Genomic DNA, 18287 nt, shown 5'->3' on the forward strand with positions numbered 1-18287 from the left:
AAAGGTTTCATCCTATTTTACCTTTTTTTGTCTACCCCCTTGACAATTTGCACTTTTTCTTAACTTGTCACAAATGCCTGCTGTGTGGCAGGAAATTGAGGAGACATTGCTGTTGCCGATCGCAAATATCCAAAAAATCGGTGACAAGTACGCGCGTGCGAAGCTATCCCGTAGGGAATCGCCCGCTCTAATTCCACTAGCTACCTACTCCGATATTAAGATGCGATCGCCCCACAATTCCTCATTCAAAGCTGGGAGGTTTTCAACGGATATATCCACCTTGAAAAACTGGGAAAAACGGCAAAAAGCCCCCTTTTCTAGGGAGCTTAGCGACTTCCGTTATTGCTCAAAACAGAAATCCTACTGCGCCTTTGGCAAGGACTTTTGAGGGGTTGCTACACCAACTTTGGGAATATCCATTATCGGTGCATTCACCCCAAGCATCAAATCGTTCGGATTAACAATCTCCACCACAGGCTCGTTCAAAGCCACAATCAAACCGTCAGATTCAGCAGGAACGGGCGAGTGAGCAAACTGGGGAGCAAACAATTGGCGGCCGCCACCGACACCAGACACCACCGCAATCAACAAAGCTGCGATCGCACCTCCACCCCAAATCCAAGTTTGTGTCCGCTTGCGTTCCACCCGCTGCAAAACCTTCGTCGCCAACTCCTGTGCAGATTGTTCCGCAGCAGGCACCGGCATTGCCTGAAAACTCTGCTGCATCATCAGCAGTCGCGAGTACAAACGCTTCATCGCGGGGTCATTTGTCAGCCAGTCCTCAACTTGCCGGCGTTCTGCCGCCGTCACTTCGCCGTCGAGGTAGGCACTCAGCAATTCAAAGCGATCGCGCATCATAGTAGTTACATTGCCCTGGGCATAATTTTTGTTAGCTTGAGTTTCAGCGAGTGCATCCCCGAGACCTTGCTGATTGTGATTTTTATCCGATTCAAAGTTACAATTCATATTTCACACTTGCTCTAATTGGGAGAAGCACCCAGTCGCTATTAAGATGATTTACTGCTTATTTATATTTTAAAAGAGAAGTTTTGATGTCACAGCAAACATCACCAAATCTTCTTGACCCGCCTCTGACATCACTCTTGCTAATTACCATCTAGATATTTTTGCAATTCCAACTGCAATCTTTGGCGAGCTCTAGCAATTCTCGACTTGACAGTTCCCAGAGAAACTCCCGTCATTTCCGCTATTTCCTCATATGCTAAACCTTGAATTTCTCTTAAAACAATTGTCGTGCGGAATACTTCCGGCAAATCCGCGATCGCCGATCGCAACTGCTCGTAAAATTCTCTAGTCGTCAAATCTTCATCAGGCCCCGGACTGTCAGCCGGAATTTCCCAATCAACCTCCCCATCTTCCAGAGCACGGGGTACGTCGAGCGACAGCGGAGTTCGCACCCGCTTGCGCTTCCGCAACTCATCGTAAAACAAATTAGTGGCGATGCGGCTCAGCCACCCCCGAAATTTAACAGGCTCTTGCAAGCGGTTAATATTGCGGTAGACTCGAATCCAGACTTCCTGAGCCAAGTCTGCTCGGTCTTGCCAATCAGGGGCCAAGTGATAGAGAACCCTATCTACGTGGGACTGATAACGCTTCAACAGTTCTGAAAAGGCCGTGGTCTCAGGTCGATTTCCTTCCTGACACCGCAACACCAAGTCATAATTAGAGAGTTTTTCGGCTGGCAATTGCACTCTTTGAACGGTCGCCACAACCGCAGACCAGGACACGGAAATAAAGTCGCTCATCGGTGGAATTGGCTCATCGAACATTCCAGAGTTTTTGACGGTAGGATAGCGTCACAAGTTCCCCTCTTCCATCTAAAATCTCAAATCTCAAATCGATTGACTAATGCCCGACAACCTCGCACGCTCCAATACTAACCCAACTGCTAGAACCGTCGGCCCAATGTTCCTTTTTCCAAATCGGTACATTGTGTTTGAGCGTATCTATGGCGTACTGGCAAGCTGCAAAGGCCTCCCCCCGGTGGGGACAGCCAACAGCCACCAGTACGCTGATTTCCCCCACCTGCAAGTGTCCGACGCGGTGGTGAATGGCGACCCGATTGACCGAAGCCCACTGGCGGCGGATTTCAGTAGCGATTTGCTGGAATACTCGCACTGCCATCGGTTCGTAGGCTTGATATTCTAGGGAAACTACAGCTTGACCGTCAGTTTGGTTGCGGACTGTACCGCTCATCATTACCACGGCTCCGTTGGCGGGGTCATCTGCCAAAGCGTATATTTCCTCTACAGACAAAGGCGCTAAGGTAATGGCAAAGCTGTCTGATGTATGGCGTTGAGGAATTGTGTCGATCGAAAGTGCAGCGAAGGAGTTCATTGCGAAAGAAGTGGTGCTGGAGAACTCGATCGATCTTGACACAAATCAAGTCGCGATCGATCTTGCATCCTTGTCAGAGACACGGGGTGGCTAATCTTGAAACCCATCTCGTAGCACGGGCTTCATGTCCGACGCCATAGCCCCGAACCGCTGCCCTAGTGCGATCGGCTACAATCATAACTCGCCCGAACCAAATTAAGCCCGTGCTTGAAGACGAGCAGGATGCTTGTGCGATCGAATTAGCTGCCGATATTGCTGTAGCAACTCAATAAATAAGCACACCCCAATAAGTAGTGTCCTTCGCAACTCAGTACAAGCAATCTCACACCCCAAGCGATTACTTCCTTCCCTTTTGAATGAGACAGTTAAGTTGAATTCGGCCCGCAGTGCCGATCCGCGTTGCCCAAATTTTGAGTAGCCGATGTAAACTTTATTTATTTTTTTGTTCCGGAAAGCTACATAAATGACATGATATACCTGTGCAGGATTCAGGAACATTAGCCCATACTCGGCAAAAGCAAGACCTTAACGCCCTTTTGTGGCTTTTATCAAACATAAGTTAATAATTTGGGCTGTCAATCGAGGTTTTGACCTGAATCTTCATCAAAAAATGTTAACAACAATCACGAGGAAACTATGGAAGCACTAGCATTGAGCCACTCTTTTGTTGCTTATGAATCTCCAGAGTCCGAACTCCAACTCAAGTCCTTAGACGAACTGGGCTTTAAAATTCCTAATTCTGCATGGCTAGGTGTTGTAGGTCTGGCAGTAGCTTTATCTGTTCTGAGTGTCCCTGGCGAAGCGCAGGCAAGTTGCGGGTACTCCCGCTGCGGCAAGAAAAGCCATCACAGCCGTCACAGCTACGCGGAAGTTGTCACCAACGGCGGCCGCCTGAATATCCGCAGCCGCCCCGATAGCTGTTCTCATGTAATCGGCAAGTTATATCGTGGAGACAACATCAAATTGACCGGTCGTTACAAAAACGGCTGGGCTCAACTCAAAGGTGGCGGCTGGGTGTCTGCCTCGTGGCTCTCCTAACTCTTAACAAGAGCACTTTACATTTTTAGAAAGAGTGTTAATATCGTTACCCGGCAAGACCGGGTAACGATTTTTTTAAAGAGGCGATGGAGACTGAAAATAATCAAATATCCGAAATTAATCACTAAAAAGCCGAGGGTCAGCCCCTAGCTTTAGACATGGGGAGGTAAGCGGCTGCCGTTTCAACCACATTTTTGCATTCTGAGATCGATCTTTTGAGTGCTGCTGACAAACTACAACCCCATCGGCAATTTTCCTCAAGCTCTCAAACTCCAGTTCGTCCTAGTATGCAGGTACTGGAGCTTTTTTGTCTTCATAATGTACACGCAGAGTATCAGTATTATGCTAGCGTAAATTCAGGAGATAGAAGAATGTTTGGATGTCAACCAAACATAATTAACCCAGATAAATATCTAAAAGCAGTCTTAGAGTTTCTTAGCAGTGAGTCATCAAAGTTGACTAATTGCCGCATCTATTCTGCTCGTCAGATCTACTTCAAAACTGGCAAAATACCTAGTCGCTCAGACTTACATAAAGTGCTGGGTACTGAAAATCGCCATCTGCACTATAAAGCATTCTACTCAGATAATGCACAGCAAATTATCACCACGGTTGCAGAGTCATTTAAGTCGTTTATTAGATTGCTCAAAGGCATCAAGCAATGAGCTGTGACTCAAAGACCTAGACTGCCTAACTACCGTCAAGATGGAATGGTTCTAGTGACTTATACGGAACCTTCAGTTAAGCAGAAAAATGGGCTGCTAAAATGAACGCTAGGCAGCCAACTCAAGGAATGGTTTGGGTTAGATGCTTTTTATCTACCAAAGCCGTCAAACCTAGACTACAAGGCTATCATAGAGGCTCTAACCTTACCAATAAATCGTCAATTTTACGTTGAATTGTCTATAAATATCAGTCCGTTAAAACTGATATTGATACCAGTCGAGCGCTAGGCATCGATCCAGGATTGAATAATTGGTTAACCTGTGTTTATAACGTGGGAACAAGTTTGATCGTGGATGGATTGCGCCTTAAGTCTCTACATCAGGGGTATAACAAACGAGTGTCAACGCTTAAATAAAATCAATCTCAATGTTTTTGGTCTAAGCGATTAACTGGAATTACAAAAAAACAAAACAGACAGGTTAGAGATGCGGTCAACAAAGCAGATCGGCTAGTATTGAATTATTATCTTGAAAACAAGATGGGTAATGTGGTGTTTGGGTGGAACCAAGGCAGGCGCCAGGAGATTAATCTTGGTAGTAAAACCCATCAAACTTTTGTGCAAATTCCCACCGCTAGACTAAAGGATAGAATCTCTCAACTTTGTGAACGGCATGGAATTCGGTTTATTGAAACAGAGGAAAGTTCTACAAGCAAGGCAAGTTTTTTAGAGGCGGATGAACTACCTACGTTCGGCGCCAAACCTGAAGGGTCGAAGGAATCTAGAAGGCGTGTTAACCGCAGATTGTATTGCTCAAAAGATGGATTCAAAATTAATGCAGACTGTAATGGCGCTGCAAATATTTTGCCAAAAGTATCGGCAACTTTAGGGCTATGCCTAGAAGGAGTCAGTAGAGGCGCTTTGATTTCGACGAGTCAAGGTTCGTATCTGGACTCTTCAATAATCCCCGTCTATGAAAGGGCTGGGGAGTTTCAATAACCGCTAACAACCTAAACTTTACCGCCGCCGATCAGGTAAAGTAAGGCCATCCGCACCGCTACCCCGCTGGTAACTTGCTGAGAAATCAGGCTAAACTGGGCATCGTCCATCAAATCCGAACTAATTTCCACGCCACGGTTAACCGGGCCCGGGTGCAACACCTTCACCTCCGGCTTGCAGAGTTTGAGCCGATCGCGCGTAATCCCGTACAAAGAATGATACTCTCGTAAGCTCGGCAGCAAATGCTCGCTCATCCGTTCCTTTTGCAGCCGCAAAGTCATCACAAAATCAGCATCGGCCAAAGCAGGTTCAAGATGCCAGTGCAAAAATAACTTGCCTTCCCTACCATCGCCACACTCAGCAAACAACAGCGGCAGCAAAGTCGGCGGCCCGGCCAAATGAACCTCTGCCCCAGAAGCCGTTAGACTCCAAATATTAGACCTAGCCACCCGCGAATGCAAGATATCCCCCACCACAGCAATTTTTTTGCCAGCTAAAAGTTTCAGCCGCGGACGTTCGGTATCTAACAGACAACAAATAGTAAATAAGTCTAGCAAACCTTGCGATGGGTGTTCGTGCTGACCGTCTCCTGCATTGAGAACGCTGACTCTCGAACCCAAGCGATCCATTTCCGAAGCAATCGTACTGGGAACTCCAGCTTGTTCGTGCCGGATCACCATCAAATCCGTTCCCATCGCCAGATAAGTCTTAGCCGTATCCAGAATAGTCTCCCCCTTCGTCAGAGAAGAACTTCCCGGGGTAAAATTTAGCGTATCCGCCGACAGCCGCTTCGCCGCCAACTCAAAACTATTGCGAGTCCGGGTAGAAGGTTCAAAAAACAAATTCGCGACCACTTGACCCTGCAGGGCAGGCACTTTCTTCGTGCGGCGGCCCAGGACCTCCCGAAAACTGGCCGCAGTTTGCAGCACCGTATCGTATTCGTCGGAGGTAAAATCAGCCAGAGTGAGAATGTGTCGCCTTGTCCAAGTCATAGAGTTAGGTTTTGAGTTGCAAGTTGGAATTTAACTATTTCGCCGTAAGTCCCCCACTATAACGGTACTCCGTTTAGTGGCGGGATATAAGGCCCAGGGATGAGATGCGATCGTCGCCGTCAAATTATCTGAAAATTTTTATCGGAAATTGTATATTCTGATATAATCCACAGATAGGGGACGTGATGTTAAGTGCTACATCCAGCTGTCCCAGTACGCATATATCCTACAAAAAAACAACAAACACAATTAGCCCAAACATTTGGTTGCGCTCGTTGGTGGTGGAATTATGCTATGAATAAGTGTATTGAAGCTTATCAGGAAACAGGTAAAGGACTTGGACCCTCAGCACTCAACGCACTTCTACCCGACCTCAAAAAAGCTGAAGAGAGTGCATGGTTAGCTGATTGTTACAGCAAAATTTTGCAAGCTACGACACTTAACCTAACCACGGCGTACAAAAACTTACTTTTTTGATAAACGTGCAGGCTTCCCTAAGTTCAAATCTAAGCACGGTAAACAGTCAAGTCAGTATCCTCAAAACGTCAAAATTGTAGATGGAAATGTCAAACTTCCGGGCAATATTGGAATAGTCAAAGCCAAGGTACATAGATTAATTGAGGGTAAAATAAAGACTGTTACTATCAGCAAAACGCCCTCAGGGTAATACTTAGCGTCTATATTAACAGACGTTGAGGGTGAGCATCCTACTACAACAGAAGGTAAGATTTATGGCATCGATCTAGGAGTGAAGCACTTTGCAGTTGTCACGCTCGGGAAAAAAAGTTTCTAAGTATGACAATCCTAAGCATCTTGCCAAGCACGATAAAAATTTGAAGCGCTAGCAACAAAAGTTAGCACGCAAACAAAAAGCGAGTAATTCTCGGTACAAATATAGAAAAGTTGTTGCCAAAGTATACGAACGGATTAGTAATTCACGGCAAGATTTTCTACTTAAACTTAGTTATAAGTTGGTCAGCGATAGCGTCGTGGTCATAGTGGAAAATCTTCATGTTAAGGGCATGGTTCGCAATCATAATTTGGCAAAAGCAATATCTGATGTTGGATGGGGAACCTTCACCAACTTCTTAGCCTATAAGCTAAAATGCAAAGGGGCAAAGTTGGTTGAGATCGATCGATGGTTCCCTAGCTCTAAACTTTGTTCTAACTGCTTCCATCAAGTCAGTGAAATGCCATTAGATGTGAGAGAATGGACTTGCCCTCACTGCGGCACTCACCATGACCGCGATGGAAATGCAGCTATCAATATTAGAGCAGAAGGCATCAGAATGCTAAAGGCGGAAGGTTCAGCCGTCTCTGCTTTAGGAGGCGAGGTAAGACCAAAGCTGGGACGAAAGTCTCATCTGAGGCACTCGCCATTGAGTACAGAAGCCCCGGAAGAGAGTCGGTACTCCGACTCTAGCGGTGGGTAGTTCACAGATGATTAATTCTTTGCAGTCGGTCTTGACTCTTCAGTCTTGCTTATAGCCCCTTGTCAAAACGAACTGTGTTAAGATACAAGTTGAATATGTAGCTTCCCGACAAAAATCTACACGTGTCTTGGCGAGACTGTTCTTGGCGAAACTGCGGTAAAAAGTGTGAGCTGGGAAGTGGTAATTACACAAGATTTAAACAATTCAAGAGGTATTATGAGCCAGCAGGTTATACAGCCGATGGTTAAGTTCCAGCGTCAGGTCCATTCTCTCGTCACGTCTGGCATTATCAAGCCCACAGACAGCATTTGGAAAATTGCTCTGCTTTACGGCGACGAATGGCCGTACTGGAAACAGCAATTGCTAGAGTTTGATTTTTCTATGCAAGACCCTGTGAGCGAGTTGATAGCTGTAGAAGCTTGGGACGAGGAATAACACAGGAGACGGAGGACTTGCGTGTCGGAGAGAAATTCCGAGGCGATCGGGTAAATTTTCTTTCATAAATTTGCCGTTGCTAGCTTCTTCCCTCTTCCGTCGGACTTTTGCTCTGTTCCTAATGACTAATGACTAATGACTAATGACTAATGACTAATGACTAATGACTAATGACTTCTGTTAAAGCGAAGCTGCTAAAGCTCGAGCTAATTGTTGAGCAGTTTGAAAGCGATCCCCAGGCTTAGCTGCCGTGGTTCGCAAAATGGTCTCCCGCAGCTTGGGGGCGATCGTCGGAATATTTTCGAGCTTAAACCCGTAACCTCCAGCTTTTTTGCCGTAAAAGTTTTGAGGGCTTTGGGCCGTCAGCAAAAAAATCAAAGTAGGCCCAATAGCATATAAATCCGACTGAGGGAGAGGCTGTCCCCGGTCTTGTTCTGGTGCGGTGTAGCCTTCAACGCCGATGCGAGTGCCCGGAGGAGTGCCGATTTCTTTAACGGCTCCAAAATCCAGCAGTGTAATGCGATTGTCGCGGTGCCGCACCAGCAAATTAGCAGGTTTAATATCCCGGTGGACGATCGGGGGTTTTTGAGAGTGAATGTAGTCCAAAACCTCACAGGTTTGGATCATCCACTCTATTGCTTCTTGGGGAGCAACAGGCCCGCGGTTGTAGATGCGTTTTTCTAAATCCTCGCCGTGGAGCATTTCCATCACCAAGTATTTTTTGCCCCCTTCCACAAAAAAGTCAAAAAACTGAGGAATTCCCGGATGGTGGAGGGCCTTGAGAGTTTTAGCTTCACGTTCAAACAGTTCTTGAGCTTTGGCGATTTGAGCCATATCAGCATTCATTTCCTTGAGGACTACCAGAGATGCTGCGGGGGGACTTCCGGGTTTTTGAGCTTTTGCTTTCTCTCGATCCCAGGCTAAAGTCGTTGTCCCCATACCGCCTTGGCCCAAAGTTTTCAGCACTTGGTAGTGGCGGACAGTGCGCTCGACTTTAATCGGTTCGCCGCAGTGGATGCAGAATAAATTCCGCGGCGGGTTTCCCACGTGGGGACACCTCGGGGCGGCGACTTTGACGGTGGGCTGCGCCTCAATTTGGCCGCCGACTTCGATAGTAATAACTTGGAAATGCAGAATTGGACCGCCCCGCGCCAACTGGATCGTGGCACCGTCGGATATCCAACCCTGAGACATGAGAATACCGTTAACAAAAGTGCCATTTGTCCCGAAATTGACTAAGTACCACTGACTGGACGTCCGGCTATTAACTCTTTGCAATTCCAGATGCTGCCGCGACACTAGAACATTGGGGATGACAACGTGATTTTCTGGAGAGCGGCCGATGCGAATAATGGACTCGCTCTCGAAACTCCACTGTTGCAGGGGGGTCTGTTTTTCTGGATCTAAAAGAGTCAGCAGCATTTTTGATGGATGTGGTTAATCTGCTAATAACTAGCAAGAGTTGCCCCGCTTTTGGGTGGGCAATTCTTTTGCCCAGCGCCAACTTTAATAGCTGGCTATTGAACGAGGAACTAATAACTAGCTGGCGTTGCACCCTTTAACCGTAAATTTACTAGAGATCGATCTGTTGCATAGTTCGCGAAATACTTATTATTACTATGATTTCAGCCCTTAGCTTTATCAAATCTTTATTAAAGCACATTTTTTATTAAAATTGCATAAATTTGCTATCGCTCTCTGATTTTTGTAAAATATTTTCCGTATAATTGCTGATAAATATATCGAGCTTTTTTCACAAGCATATCTACTTAATCCTATCAAAAGTAAGGAGGGAATAACAATGACTAAAAAATTGCAAAGAATGGCTGTTGCTGCTGCTATTTCGGCATGGGGGGCGACCGCAGTCAAATCGGCAGAGGCTGCATCAGTGAAATTAACTTTTTTTCAGGGCGCGGACACTCCTGTAGGTGTAGGCTCTTTGAGCTATGATAAATCGACTCCTTATGAAGATTTTTTTACGTCAAGTTGGGTGGCACCACATCGAACTCTAGAAATTAGCGCCAGCGATAAATTGTTTGTAGTAAAGGATTTTGCGGTAAATTTACTCGGGCTGTCGTGGGACTTGTCCGACACTACAACCGTTTTGCACTCGAACCCTTATTCTTCTGCCAGTTATATTTATCGGCTTTCACCTTTGTTGTGGGCACCGTCCGCTCAAAATCAATTAAAGGTTGTTAATGGTGATGATTTCCTAGATGACCATACCGATATCCTAATACCCTCTCTGGATGGATATTGGTCATTTGGAACTCGAGTAAGAACTCCACAGACTGCAACATCTCCTCTTCTGCTAATAATTGGGAATAAGGGCGGGCCAGGCTCCAGAATGAGCTGGCGGCAAGATAGTTTGCAATCAGACGGAAGCTTCGGCCCCAGCAGCGGATATGTAATAGCAGAGGAAGTCGGGCCCGGCGGTGAAAACTCAGAGACTCTTCCCGAACCTGCAACAACTGCAGGTTTAGCTCTGGCAGCGGCTGGCTTGAGCTAGGCCCAGAAAAAGTTTGGAGCATCGAAAGTCTAAAATCGAAATGTGCCTACCTGCGCCCGAATGATAATTGCCGTGATATTGTCGTGACCGTTGCGTTTGTTGCCCAGTTCAATCAACTCGGCAACTCCCTCTTCGAGATTGGCTTGGGGATTGAAGAGGGGTTCGAGAGTTTTTTGCCAGTGAGTTTCCAACAAATCATTATCTGTCAGGCCGTCGGAAGCCAAAATTAATAAGGTATCTTCGCACAAGTCTAAAAACTGCACCTCAGGCTTGAGAAAATTACTGTCTCGCGGGCCGAGGGCTTGAGTTAGTTGATAGGCGTCGGGACGGGCATAAGCAGTTTCCGGGTCAACCCCGCGCTTAATTTCGCGCTGCCCGACTTCGTGGTCTGAGGTGATTTTTTCTAGGGCCTGTCCCTTTCTCAGTCGGTAGAGGCGGCTGTCGCCGACGTGGGCAACGGCGAATTGGGTGTCTTGAACTAAGACTGCGACTAGAGTTGTACCCATGCGGGCGCTGCCGGAACGTCTGTCTTTTTGATTGATTTCAAAGATGGCTTTGTTGGCTAGCAGCACTCCCTCGCGGATGGTGTCTGCCGGAGGTAGTTGATTTTCCCAACTGGTTTGAAAGAATTCTCTGAGGGTTTCAGCGGCTAGTTGACTGGCTACTTCTCCGCTGTCGTGTCCGCCCATGCCGTCGCAGAGTATGTAAAGCCCTTTGGTTTGAAAGATGCGACCGAAGGAGCTTTCGAGTTTGTTGAGCTGAGTCCAGATGCTGAAGAAGTCTTCGTTGTGCTCGCGCGTGCGACCAGTATCGGTGAGACCTGCGTCTTCTAAGCTGTAAATCTGGAGTGGCATGGGCTGGGTTAAGACCTCGCCAACGTCGGGGGGGGACTCGTCGGGGCTGCGGTAATGCTCGCGCGTCGGGGTTGAGCTTGGTGAAGGTGCGGGTTGGAGTTCGAGGGGAACTGTTTCTAGGCGCGATCGCAATTCTTCGATTGTGTTAATCTCGCCTCTATACATTTGTTGCAGCAGTTCGAGCAATGCGCCACACTCAGTGCGCGAGGACTGGCTAAATATCACCTGCCACAGTTGCCCCAAATCTACCAGTTGCAGGTTTGAGCCGACGGGTTCGGGATAAAGGTATTGCAGCCGCAAAGAGGCCAAGGAAAAGGAAGAGTCGGGGTTGACTCGCAAATTTGTCACTTCCAACAAGCTTTGCCGACAGCGCCAGGGTTCTAGGGCAGCCCACAGTTCTGTCATTTCGTGCAGCCAGTATAAAATTTGCTGGGTGGAAGTTTCGGGTTGATTCCACCGTTCTAGCAGCAGCGACCATTGGGACCCGTCTTCTAGCAGCAGCACTGCCTGTTCGTTGTCGGACCAGCTATCGTGAATGACTGGCAGGTTTTGAGAGAATTGCCACCGCAGTGCCAGATAAGGTTCAGCTATGCCTTGGCAAAGCTTTGCTAAGGCGGAATGGATCGAATTTTCTTCGGGTTTGATGGCGGCGGTGTAGGGGGAGGTTCGTTTGGCGACTCTGGCAGAGTTGGCTGCTAGCATTGCTTTGAGGGGTGACATTTGCAGCGGCTGACAGTCCAATACTTTTACTGCTACTGTGTCTGAGGGTTTTCTCGGCGGCACGGTTTCTAGGAGTTGGTAGCGCTGCTGGGTGTCTAAATAAGCTCCTGCTGGCTGGGAAGGGATTAAATATTCTGAATTGGGGAGGGGGAATTGTGGAGATTGGGGGGAGATGTCAGCTATGTTTGGGCTGTCGGGGTTCTCTGTTGCTTGGTGGATTTGTTTAGGCTGTGGTGCGGTTGTAAAATTGTGCTCAGATGGGGTTATTTCGCGCTCTGGTGCTGTAGTAGAGCTTTTTTCTGTTGTTTGAAGGGATGCTGGTGCGATCGCCCCCACGGCTACTACAGCGTCATTTTCGGCGCTGCTGAATTCGCCGTCGCGAAGCTGTGGAGAAGTTGGTTCGACTGCTGTTGGGGGTTCGGCTGGGGTGGTTATTTCTGTTTTAATGGTGTCTGTGATTGGTTCAGGAGAGTTTTGGGGCGATGCGGTTTCTGGAACTATGTCTGGTTTTTGCCCAAACTCGGCTGGGGGTAGGGTTGACTCCTGTGGCTCGACTGCTGGAAAATTCGATCGACCGCAGATAATGGCCCGCCATACTTGACCTGTTGTGACGCCACAATTCTGACATTCTTTGGCGCTAAAAGCGACTTGGGCACCGCATTCGTGGCAAAATTTGTAAATTAGGGAATTTCCGCATTGTTGACAAAACTTGTTTGGATCGGGATTTTCAAATTGGCAGCGGGGACAGAGGAGCATAGGGGTTTTAAATTGGAGATTGGCGATCGAGTTTGGCGGTGGGGAGTTTTGGGTTTTGGGCTGTGAGTTAGGGGTTATGAGTTTTGGGCCTGACTCGCAACGGATAACTTTCATTGCCCTATGCCTTATTTTATCGGGATGAATTCAGAACTAAGATATTTCTTAGAACTGAGATGTTGCATCCGTGTCAGGAATAGCCCTCTTAAGCCCGATCCACAAAAATCTCTCTCGCTTCACAGGTCAAAAAGCCCGCCCCACGGGCGGCAGCGAGTGCGGGCCCGACAAGAAAAGTTATCTCATCAGTGGAACGGGCATCCTGCCTATGCTTAACAATGCTGCTAGATATCAGTTAGAACTCACATCTTGCACCATTCTCAGGAACAGGCAAGATGCCTGTTCCACAAAGAGTGAATTTTCTTGTGGAACAGGCATCTTGCCTGTTCATACAAAGCTTATTAACAATGGTGCTAGATATCAGTTAGAAGGGATTTTCTGTGGAATCTTCTTGGAAAACGGTCTCTCGGGCGATGGATTGAATTGTTGAGAGGGGTACTTCACAGAAATATTTCCGCCGGAATTGTTCTTCGGAGACTGCTGCTAGGAATTGCGCTGCAAAACGGGCGGCGATGGGGGAATTTGGCACGGAGAATTGGATGGATTGGCTATCTAATAACGGTTGGGGGATTTGCTGCGGCGCGTCTTCTTGCTGTGCGGTTTCGGGTTGTCTGGTGATGTGGAAAGCTCGATCGCGGTAATTGATTTTGAAACCGAGATATGTTATGGTTTTGAACCCGAGTTGCAGGGATGTGTCGCTGATGCCGAGTTTTTGGGTTAGTTGCTGTCTGGTGACGGGTTTTTTGGTGCGGCTGAGGTATTTGGCGATGCCGATTAGCTGTTGGCAGATTTGCTGTGGGGCTACGGGTGGGGGTAAAGTATAGGCGATCGCGAGTTTTTTCTGAGTGTGCTGTGCTTGCCGAAACCAGATCCGCAGTTCGTCCCAGCTTGCGGGGCATTGTTTGAGGACGATCGAGTTTTGTCGATCGACCTTTTCGGAATTGTCAACTAGATTGTCGATCGGCATTGGAGATTCTAAATTTGTGCTGGCTGCTAACAACTCTTCATCTTTATTTCTATTGCGCCAGTCTACGATCCAATCTATTTTAGTGGGCGAATTGATTTGGTTGTCTTGCGTGCGTTCTTGCACTGCTACGAGGCGCACTTCATACCGCGATTTGTAAGTATTAAAATCGAGTTCAACGGTGACATCGCAGCGGCCTTGGGGAACTTCGTTTTGATTGTGTCCCCACCAAATGCCGGGAAATCCCGTATCGCTAGATTCGTCCCTAATTGTAAATTCTGTTTTGATATATTCTACTTTTTGCCCTTTCAAATCCTTGATTTTTTGATTCCAGAGATTGTCAAACCAGCAGTTTTCAATCAGCAATTTGGGTGTGGGGTTGCCCATACCGCACGGTTCGAGCAATTTTAGTTCTTGAAATAAGTCCTTGCCTAATTCGGACACTGTAATTTTTAGGTCGGCTTGAACGGGGGCGGCTGTTAAACTATCTGTACTGTATTGTTGCCGCAGTTGCTGATTTACCGCATCGGTAAATAGGGGGATATTTTCAACGGGGAGACTTAATCCGGCAGCGAAGGGATGACCGCCAAATCTGTGCAATAAATGCGCTTGGCTTTTGACTAATTGGTAAAGGTCGATTTGATTGGCGGAACGCGCCGAACCCCTAGCAATTTTGGATGGGGAAAGCGTTTGCGATTCTGGATCTAAGAAAGAGGTAAATTGCGTTTCAGGGGAATTTTCGTTAATTTCTTCGCTTCCTTCTGTGCTGAATAAAATCACGGGACGGCCGTATTCTTGGGCGATTTGTCCCGCTACTAATCCTAATACTCCTACGGGCCATTGGGGGTCGCTGAGGACGATGACGCTAGTAGTTGAGAGGTCGAGTTTGGCTAATTTGTGGGAGGCATCTTTGGCAACATCTTTTTGTAAAGATTTGCGCCGGGAATTGGCAATTTCGGTTAAATTTGCTAGTTCTTCGCAGCGTTTTTTGTCGCGGCTGGTGAGGAGTTCTACGCAGAAGCTGGCATCGCCTTGAATGCGGCTGACGGCGTTGATTCGGGGGCCGAGCCCGAAGGAAATGTCGGTTGGGCGATCGCCCGATCTTTTGCACAGTTCGAGCAATTTTGCAACTCCTGGGCGGGTGGGATTTGCGATTTGTTTTTGCAGTTGTTGGATGCCGATTTGTGCTAGGTAGCGGCTGTCTCCTGTAAGTTGGACTAAATCGGCAATTAAGCCGATCGCTACTAATTCTAATAAATCTGTGAGCGGGCGCTGCGGAATATCCGGTAATGTGTCATATAATGCTTCAACTAATTTGTAAGCTACTCCAACTCCTGACAGGTTAAATAGTTGGTGGTTTGGGGGAAAGTAGCGGGGATTGATAATGGCTGTAGCTGGCGGGCGATCGTCAGGTAATGTATGATGGTCGGTAATAATTGTATCGATGTGTAAGCTAGTCGCATATTCGATTTCGGCGATGTTTGTACTTCCGGTATCGCAGGTAATAATTAAGCTAATTCCCGATTTTGCTAAGGCGTCTATTCCCGGAATATTGAGCCCGTGAGATTCGGTTAAGCGGTTAGGGATGTAATAAGTTAGTTGGTCATTTTGAGCAAAAAATTCTCCCAGTCCGTCCCAAAGTACCGAGGTTGAGGTAATGCCGTCGGCGTCGAAGTCTCCCCAAATTGCGACTTTTTCTGCGCTGTTTCGTGCTTGCTGGATTCTTTCTATCGCCCAGTTCATTTCTAGTCCGAATTCAAAGGGACTTGCTGGTTGGTAAAGTTGGGGATTTAAGAAACCGGGTATTTGTTCGGGGTTTTGAATTCCTCTATACCACAGAAGTGCGGCGGCATAGTTTCCGGGGAGTTCTGGTGCATGGTTTCTGACAGCTTGGATCAGCCAAGCTGGGGGTTGGGGTAAGAGTTGATTTTGCCAGTTTTGAGGGGTTTCTGCCATTCGATTTTAGATTTTAGATTTTAGATTTTAGATTGTTACCACACATCAATCCGGGGGCTTATTTGTATGTTAAATAAAACTTAAGCGACTCACTGGTTCCCCGATTCTGCCTGGGAACCCATTTCCAGAGGCTGTGCCTCGCTTACGATTGGGAAAATTGGAGGCAGAGCCTCCGTATTGGCGTTACCAGGCAGAGCCTAGTAACGAGTAAAACGAGTAAAATTTGGGGGGCTTGTTTATATATTAAATAAATATTTCGTCAATTATAGCAAGATTTGGTAGCCAATCTGTAGGAGTTTCTGCAGGAAGATATGGTGAGGGAGTTTTTGTGTCTGGTGTGCGGTTGCAGCGAGTGGCAAATTGACAGGAATCGCAAAGATTGGAACTAATTTCTACTTGGGGTAAGAATTCGCCGCCTTCGGTATAGCGCTGTCGCCAGTCGGTTAGCTGCTTCAATAGGTGGGTTAAATCTTGTTTTGTGCGATCGTGTTCTGTTTGGTTGTAATAAAATGTGAGTTTTTGCGGCGGTTCTTCTCCTTGCAATTGTACGAACCAGTATGTCATGGAAACTTGTTCGGGGGAATAGTCGCTGGTTTCTACTAAGACGTATAAATAGAGGCGAGTTTGCCAACTTTCGGCTATCCATTTTGATTTTTGAGGGCGGGGATAGGTTTTCCAGTCGAGAATTTGCGCGGCGTTTGGTTCGGCTATTAGCAAGTCATAGATAACGGTGAATAGGTAGTCTTGGAAAATTAGGGTGCGGGGGTGTTCGGCTTGGCGGAAAATTCGATCGCTATTTTCTGAATTGGCGAAAAGTTCGGGTGCGGTGTTGATAAATGCTGCCACACAGCGTCCCAGTTCGGGGTCTTGTTTGATGATAAATTCAATGGGAAGTCCGAGTTCTCGCTGCTGCATTAATAGGTGAAAGTGGCTTCCCCATGTAAGTTTTTCTTTGTGTTCTGGGGAGGCGGTGGTGGCGAGTAGTTCGAGGTAGCTGTGTTGAAATTTGCGGGGGCATTCTTCGAGGATTTTGAGTTGGGTTTGGGAGAGTCGGAGCATTTTTTTGGTGTGATGGTGTTGGTTTTTGGTAGGGTTTTGTGATACTAATTAGGGAAAATTCGTAACAGTTTCTGCGCCCAAACTATCTCTTGTTCTCAGATGAATTGAATTCAATCATCAACATCGCTGAACAGGGCTGATAAATCTCGATAACCACTGACAACTCGAAAGATTTCTACATCCTGTCCGATCGGCATATAGAGTATAAGATAGTTATCCATCGGGAGACTGCGTAGACCTGGTAAAATCTCGTCTCGTTGTCGTCCCAGGTTGGGAAACTGAGCAATTTTGGCAAATTTTGCGTCGATCTTGCTTAAAAAGCGATCGGCTATATCGAGTCCCGATTGACGAGCGATGTAGTCTGCAATTTGCTCGATGTCTTGAATTGCGGGTTCAGTGAGGCGAAATTGTGGAGTCATGCTTCTGATGAACTGTAGCGCGATCGCAAGTTGGCGCGGATTTGTGACATTGCGATTGCACCGTCTACGACTTCGCCACGTTGGGATGCTTGCTGACCAATCAGTGCGTCTCGTTGGATTTCTTGCAGTCGTCCTTGATAAATGTCTTCTTGTTGTTCCAAGAGTTGAATGGCTGCGAGGATTACTTCGATCGCACTTTTGTATTTGCCAGTCGTGAGTTGACGCTGCACGAGGGCTTCGACTTCAGGTGACAAAACAATTTGCATGGCGTTGGAGAGGAGAAGTGTTAATTCTATTGTAGGCGATTCCCTACGGGATAGCTGCGCTCGTGCGTACTTCATTTATATTGTTTTGGATTAACGGGCGGTCTTAATTTACTCACCCAATATAGAATAATTTTATTGTTTTACTTACGAGTAATATTGACGCTTCATGAAAACACGAAAAATTGATTGATCGCAGTCACATTTTGTAGAATGTTGATTTAACATGACTTTGATGGGAAGATGTCCAGGTGGAGCTGTTAGAGAGTATTTAATATCAGAGTAATATATCCAATCACCCTTCACGTACCAGCCCACACACTCATCAAACTCCTTACAACCGCAACCGTGAAAGGTTGTAGGTTCACGCTCAGTACGAACAATGCTTTCCCAAATCCGCTTTTGTACGCTGAAGCCAAAGCGTCCCTTGCTATGTTCTAGCCAGAGTTTATTTATATTTCTGAGCTCTGTACCCGGTAAAATTTCAATATCTTTGCCCGATAAACAGTTGTTATAAAAAGCCATTGTTTTGTCAAAATTTGCTGCTGAATAAATATTTCCTGATGGTAGTTCTACTTTTTCTCTACCTAATAGTTTGAAGATCATTTTCTCTGTTTTTTCATCGGCTTCTTTCCATCTCCTAGCTTGGAGCAAGCTATCTAACTTAGAATACTTTCCAATACGGTTTACTTAAGGTCGAACAAGTGATAAACTATATATGATATACAAAAAGTAAATCAAGTATGGTGCCGTA

16 protein-coding genes and 1 pseudogene are annotated in these 18287 nt (G+C 46.7%); 6 read left to right on the forward strand and 11 right to left on the reverse strand.

Translation table 11 applies throughout. The features are described from left to right. Positions 1 to 360: 360 nt before the first annotated feature. The 3 genes from QUB61_RS32050 to QUB61_RS32060 all read right to left on the reverse strand — a co-directional run bounded on the left by QUB61_RS32050 (position 361) and on the right by QUB61_RS32060 (position 2358). On the reverse strand, positions 361 to 966 hold the full coding sequence (locus tag QUB61_RS32050; RefSeq protein WP_333134288.1) for a zf-HC2 domain-containing protein: 606 nt from the start codon (positions 964 to 966) through the stop codon (positions 361 to 363). Between the two features lie 140 nt (positions 967 to 1106). Further along, entirely contained in the window at positions 1107 to 1766 is a 660-nt protein-coding gene (locus QUB61_RS32055) for a sigma-70 family RNA polymerase sigma factor (protein ID WP_333134290.1), read from the reverse strand. A gap of 100 nt (positions 1767 to 1866) precedes the next feature. Next, positions 1867 to 2358: a molybdenum cofactor biosynthesis protein MoaE gene (locus QUB61_RS32060; RefSeq protein WP_333134286.1), complete on the reverse strand. Its 492-nt coding sequence runs from the start codon at positions 2356 to 2358 to the stop codon at positions 1867 to 1869. Between the two features lie 636 nt (positions 2359 to 2994). Here QUB61_RS32060 and QUB61_RS32065 point away from each other — a divergent pair. From QUB61_RS32065 to QUB61_RS32075, 3 genes are all read left to right on the forward strand, one after another. Further along, positions 2995 to 3396, forward strand: a complete 402-nt coding sequence (locus QUB61_RS32065; protein ID WP_333134284.1) for an SH3 domain-containing protein — start codon at positions 2995 to 2997, stop codon at positions 3394 to 3396. 215 nt (positions 3397 to 3611) lie between these two features. After that, a complete protein-coding gene (locus tag QUB61_RS32070) occupies positions 3612 to 4061 on the forward strand; it encodes a hypothetical protein (protein WP_333134282.1) in 450 nt (149 codons plus the stop codon). Positions 4062 to 4576: 515 nt separating this feature from the next. Then, on the forward strand, positions 4577 to 5059 hold the full coding sequence (locus QUB61_RS32075; RefSeq protein ID WP_333134280.1) for a zinc ribbon domain-containing protein: 483 nt from the start codon (positions 4577 to 4579) through the stop codon (positions 5057 to 5059). An 11-nt stretch (positions 5060 to 5070) separates the two neighbouring features. Here QUB61_RS32075 and QUB61_RS32080 read toward each other — a convergent pair whose 3' ends face one another. Then, positions 5071 to 6051, reverse strand: a complete 981-nt coding sequence (locus QUB61_RS32080; RefSeq protein WP_333134278.1) for an aspartate carbamoyltransferase catalytic subunit — start codon at positions 6049 to 6051, stop codon at positions 5071 to 5073. Positions 6052 to 6243: 192 nt separating this feature from the next. Between QUB61_RS32080 and QUB61_RS32085 the strand changes: the two are divergent. Continuing rightward, a pseudogene (locus tag QUB61_RS32085) lies at positions 6244 to 7484 on the forward strand (RNA-guided endonuclease TnpB family protein). 216 nt (positions 7485 to 7700) lie between these two features. Next, positions 7701 to 7919 (forward strand): DUF4327 family protein, encoded by a 219-nt coding sequence (locus QUB61_RS32090; RefSeq protein ID WP_293257578.1) that lies wholly within the window; start codon positions 7701 to 7703, stop codon positions 7917 to 7919. A gap of 180 nt (positions 7920 to 8099) precedes the next feature. Here QUB61_RS32090 and QUB61_RS32095 read toward each other — a convergent pair whose 3' ends face one another. Continuing rightward, positions 8100 to 9341, reverse strand: a complete 1242-nt coding sequence (locus QUB61_RS32095) for a protein kinase domain-containing protein (RefSeq protein WP_333134276.1) — start codon at positions 9339 to 9341, stop codon at positions 8100 to 8102. A 379-nt stretch (positions 9342 to 9720) separates the two neighbouring features. Here QUB61_RS32095 and QUB61_RS32100 point away from each other — a divergent pair, with 379 nt between their 5' ends. After that, the gene (locus QUB61_RS32100) at positions 9721 to 10428 is read left to right on the forward strand and encodes a hypothetical protein (protein ID WP_333134274.1); all 708 of its coding nucleotides are present in this window, start codon (positions 9721 to 9723) and stop codon (positions 10426 to 10428) included. 29 nt (positions 10429 to 10457) lie between these two features. Here QUB61_RS32100 and QUB61_RS32105 read toward each other — a convergent pair whose 3' ends face one another. The 6 genes from QUB61_RS32105 to QUB61_RS32130 all read right to left on the reverse strand — a co-directional run bounded on the left by QUB61_RS32105 (position 10458) and on the right by QUB61_RS32130 (position 18214). Beyond that, positions 10458 to 12758 carry a serine/threonine phosphatase gene (locus QUB61_RS32105; RefSeq protein ID WP_333134272.1) on the reverse strand — a complete coding sequence of 767 codons (2301 nt, stop codon included), beginning with the start codon at positions 12756 to 12758 and terminating at the stop codon, positions 10458 to 10460. Positions 12759 to 13236: 478 nt separating this feature from the next. Further along, positions 13237 to 15792 carry a DHH family phosphoesterase gene (locus QUB61_RS32110; protein WP_333134270.1) on the reverse strand — a complete coding sequence of 852 codons (2556 nt, stop codon included), beginning with the start codon at positions 15790 to 15792 and terminating at the stop codon, positions 13237 to 13239. A 243-nt stretch (positions 15793 to 16035) separates the two neighbouring features. Next, positions 16036 to 16851, reverse strand: a complete 816-nt coding sequence (locus tag QUB61_RS32115) for a PD-(D/E)XK nuclease family protein (RefSeq protein WP_333134268.1) — start codon at positions 16849 to 16851, stop codon at positions 16036 to 16038. 110 nt (positions 16852 to 16961) lie between these two features. Further along, positions 16962 to 17270, reverse strand: a complete 309-nt coding sequence (locus tag QUB61_RS32120; protein WP_333134266.1) for a type II toxin-antitoxin system RelE/ParE family toxin — start codon at positions 17268 to 17270, stop codon at positions 16962 to 16964. Next, entirely contained in the window at positions 17267 to 17611 is a 345-nt protein-coding gene (locus QUB61_RS32125) for a type II toxin-antitoxin system ParD family antitoxin (RefSeq protein WP_333134264.1), read from the reverse strand. The genes QUB61_RS32120 and QUB61_RS32125 overlap by 4 nt, the downstream gene beginning before the upstream one ends. A 69-nt stretch (positions 17612 to 17680) precedes the next feature. Further along, positions 17681 to 18214, reverse strand: a complete 534-nt coding sequence (locus tag QUB61_RS32130; protein WP_445300304.1) for a GUN4 domain-containing protein — start codon at positions 18212 to 18214, stop codon at positions 17681 to 17683. Positions 18215 to 18287 lie beyond the last annotated feature (73 nt).

Source organism: Microcoleus sp. C2D2, from assembly GCF_036702495.1.
GTDB lineage: Bacteria > Cyanobacteriota > Cyanobacteriia > Cyanobacteriales > Microcoleaceae > Microcoleus.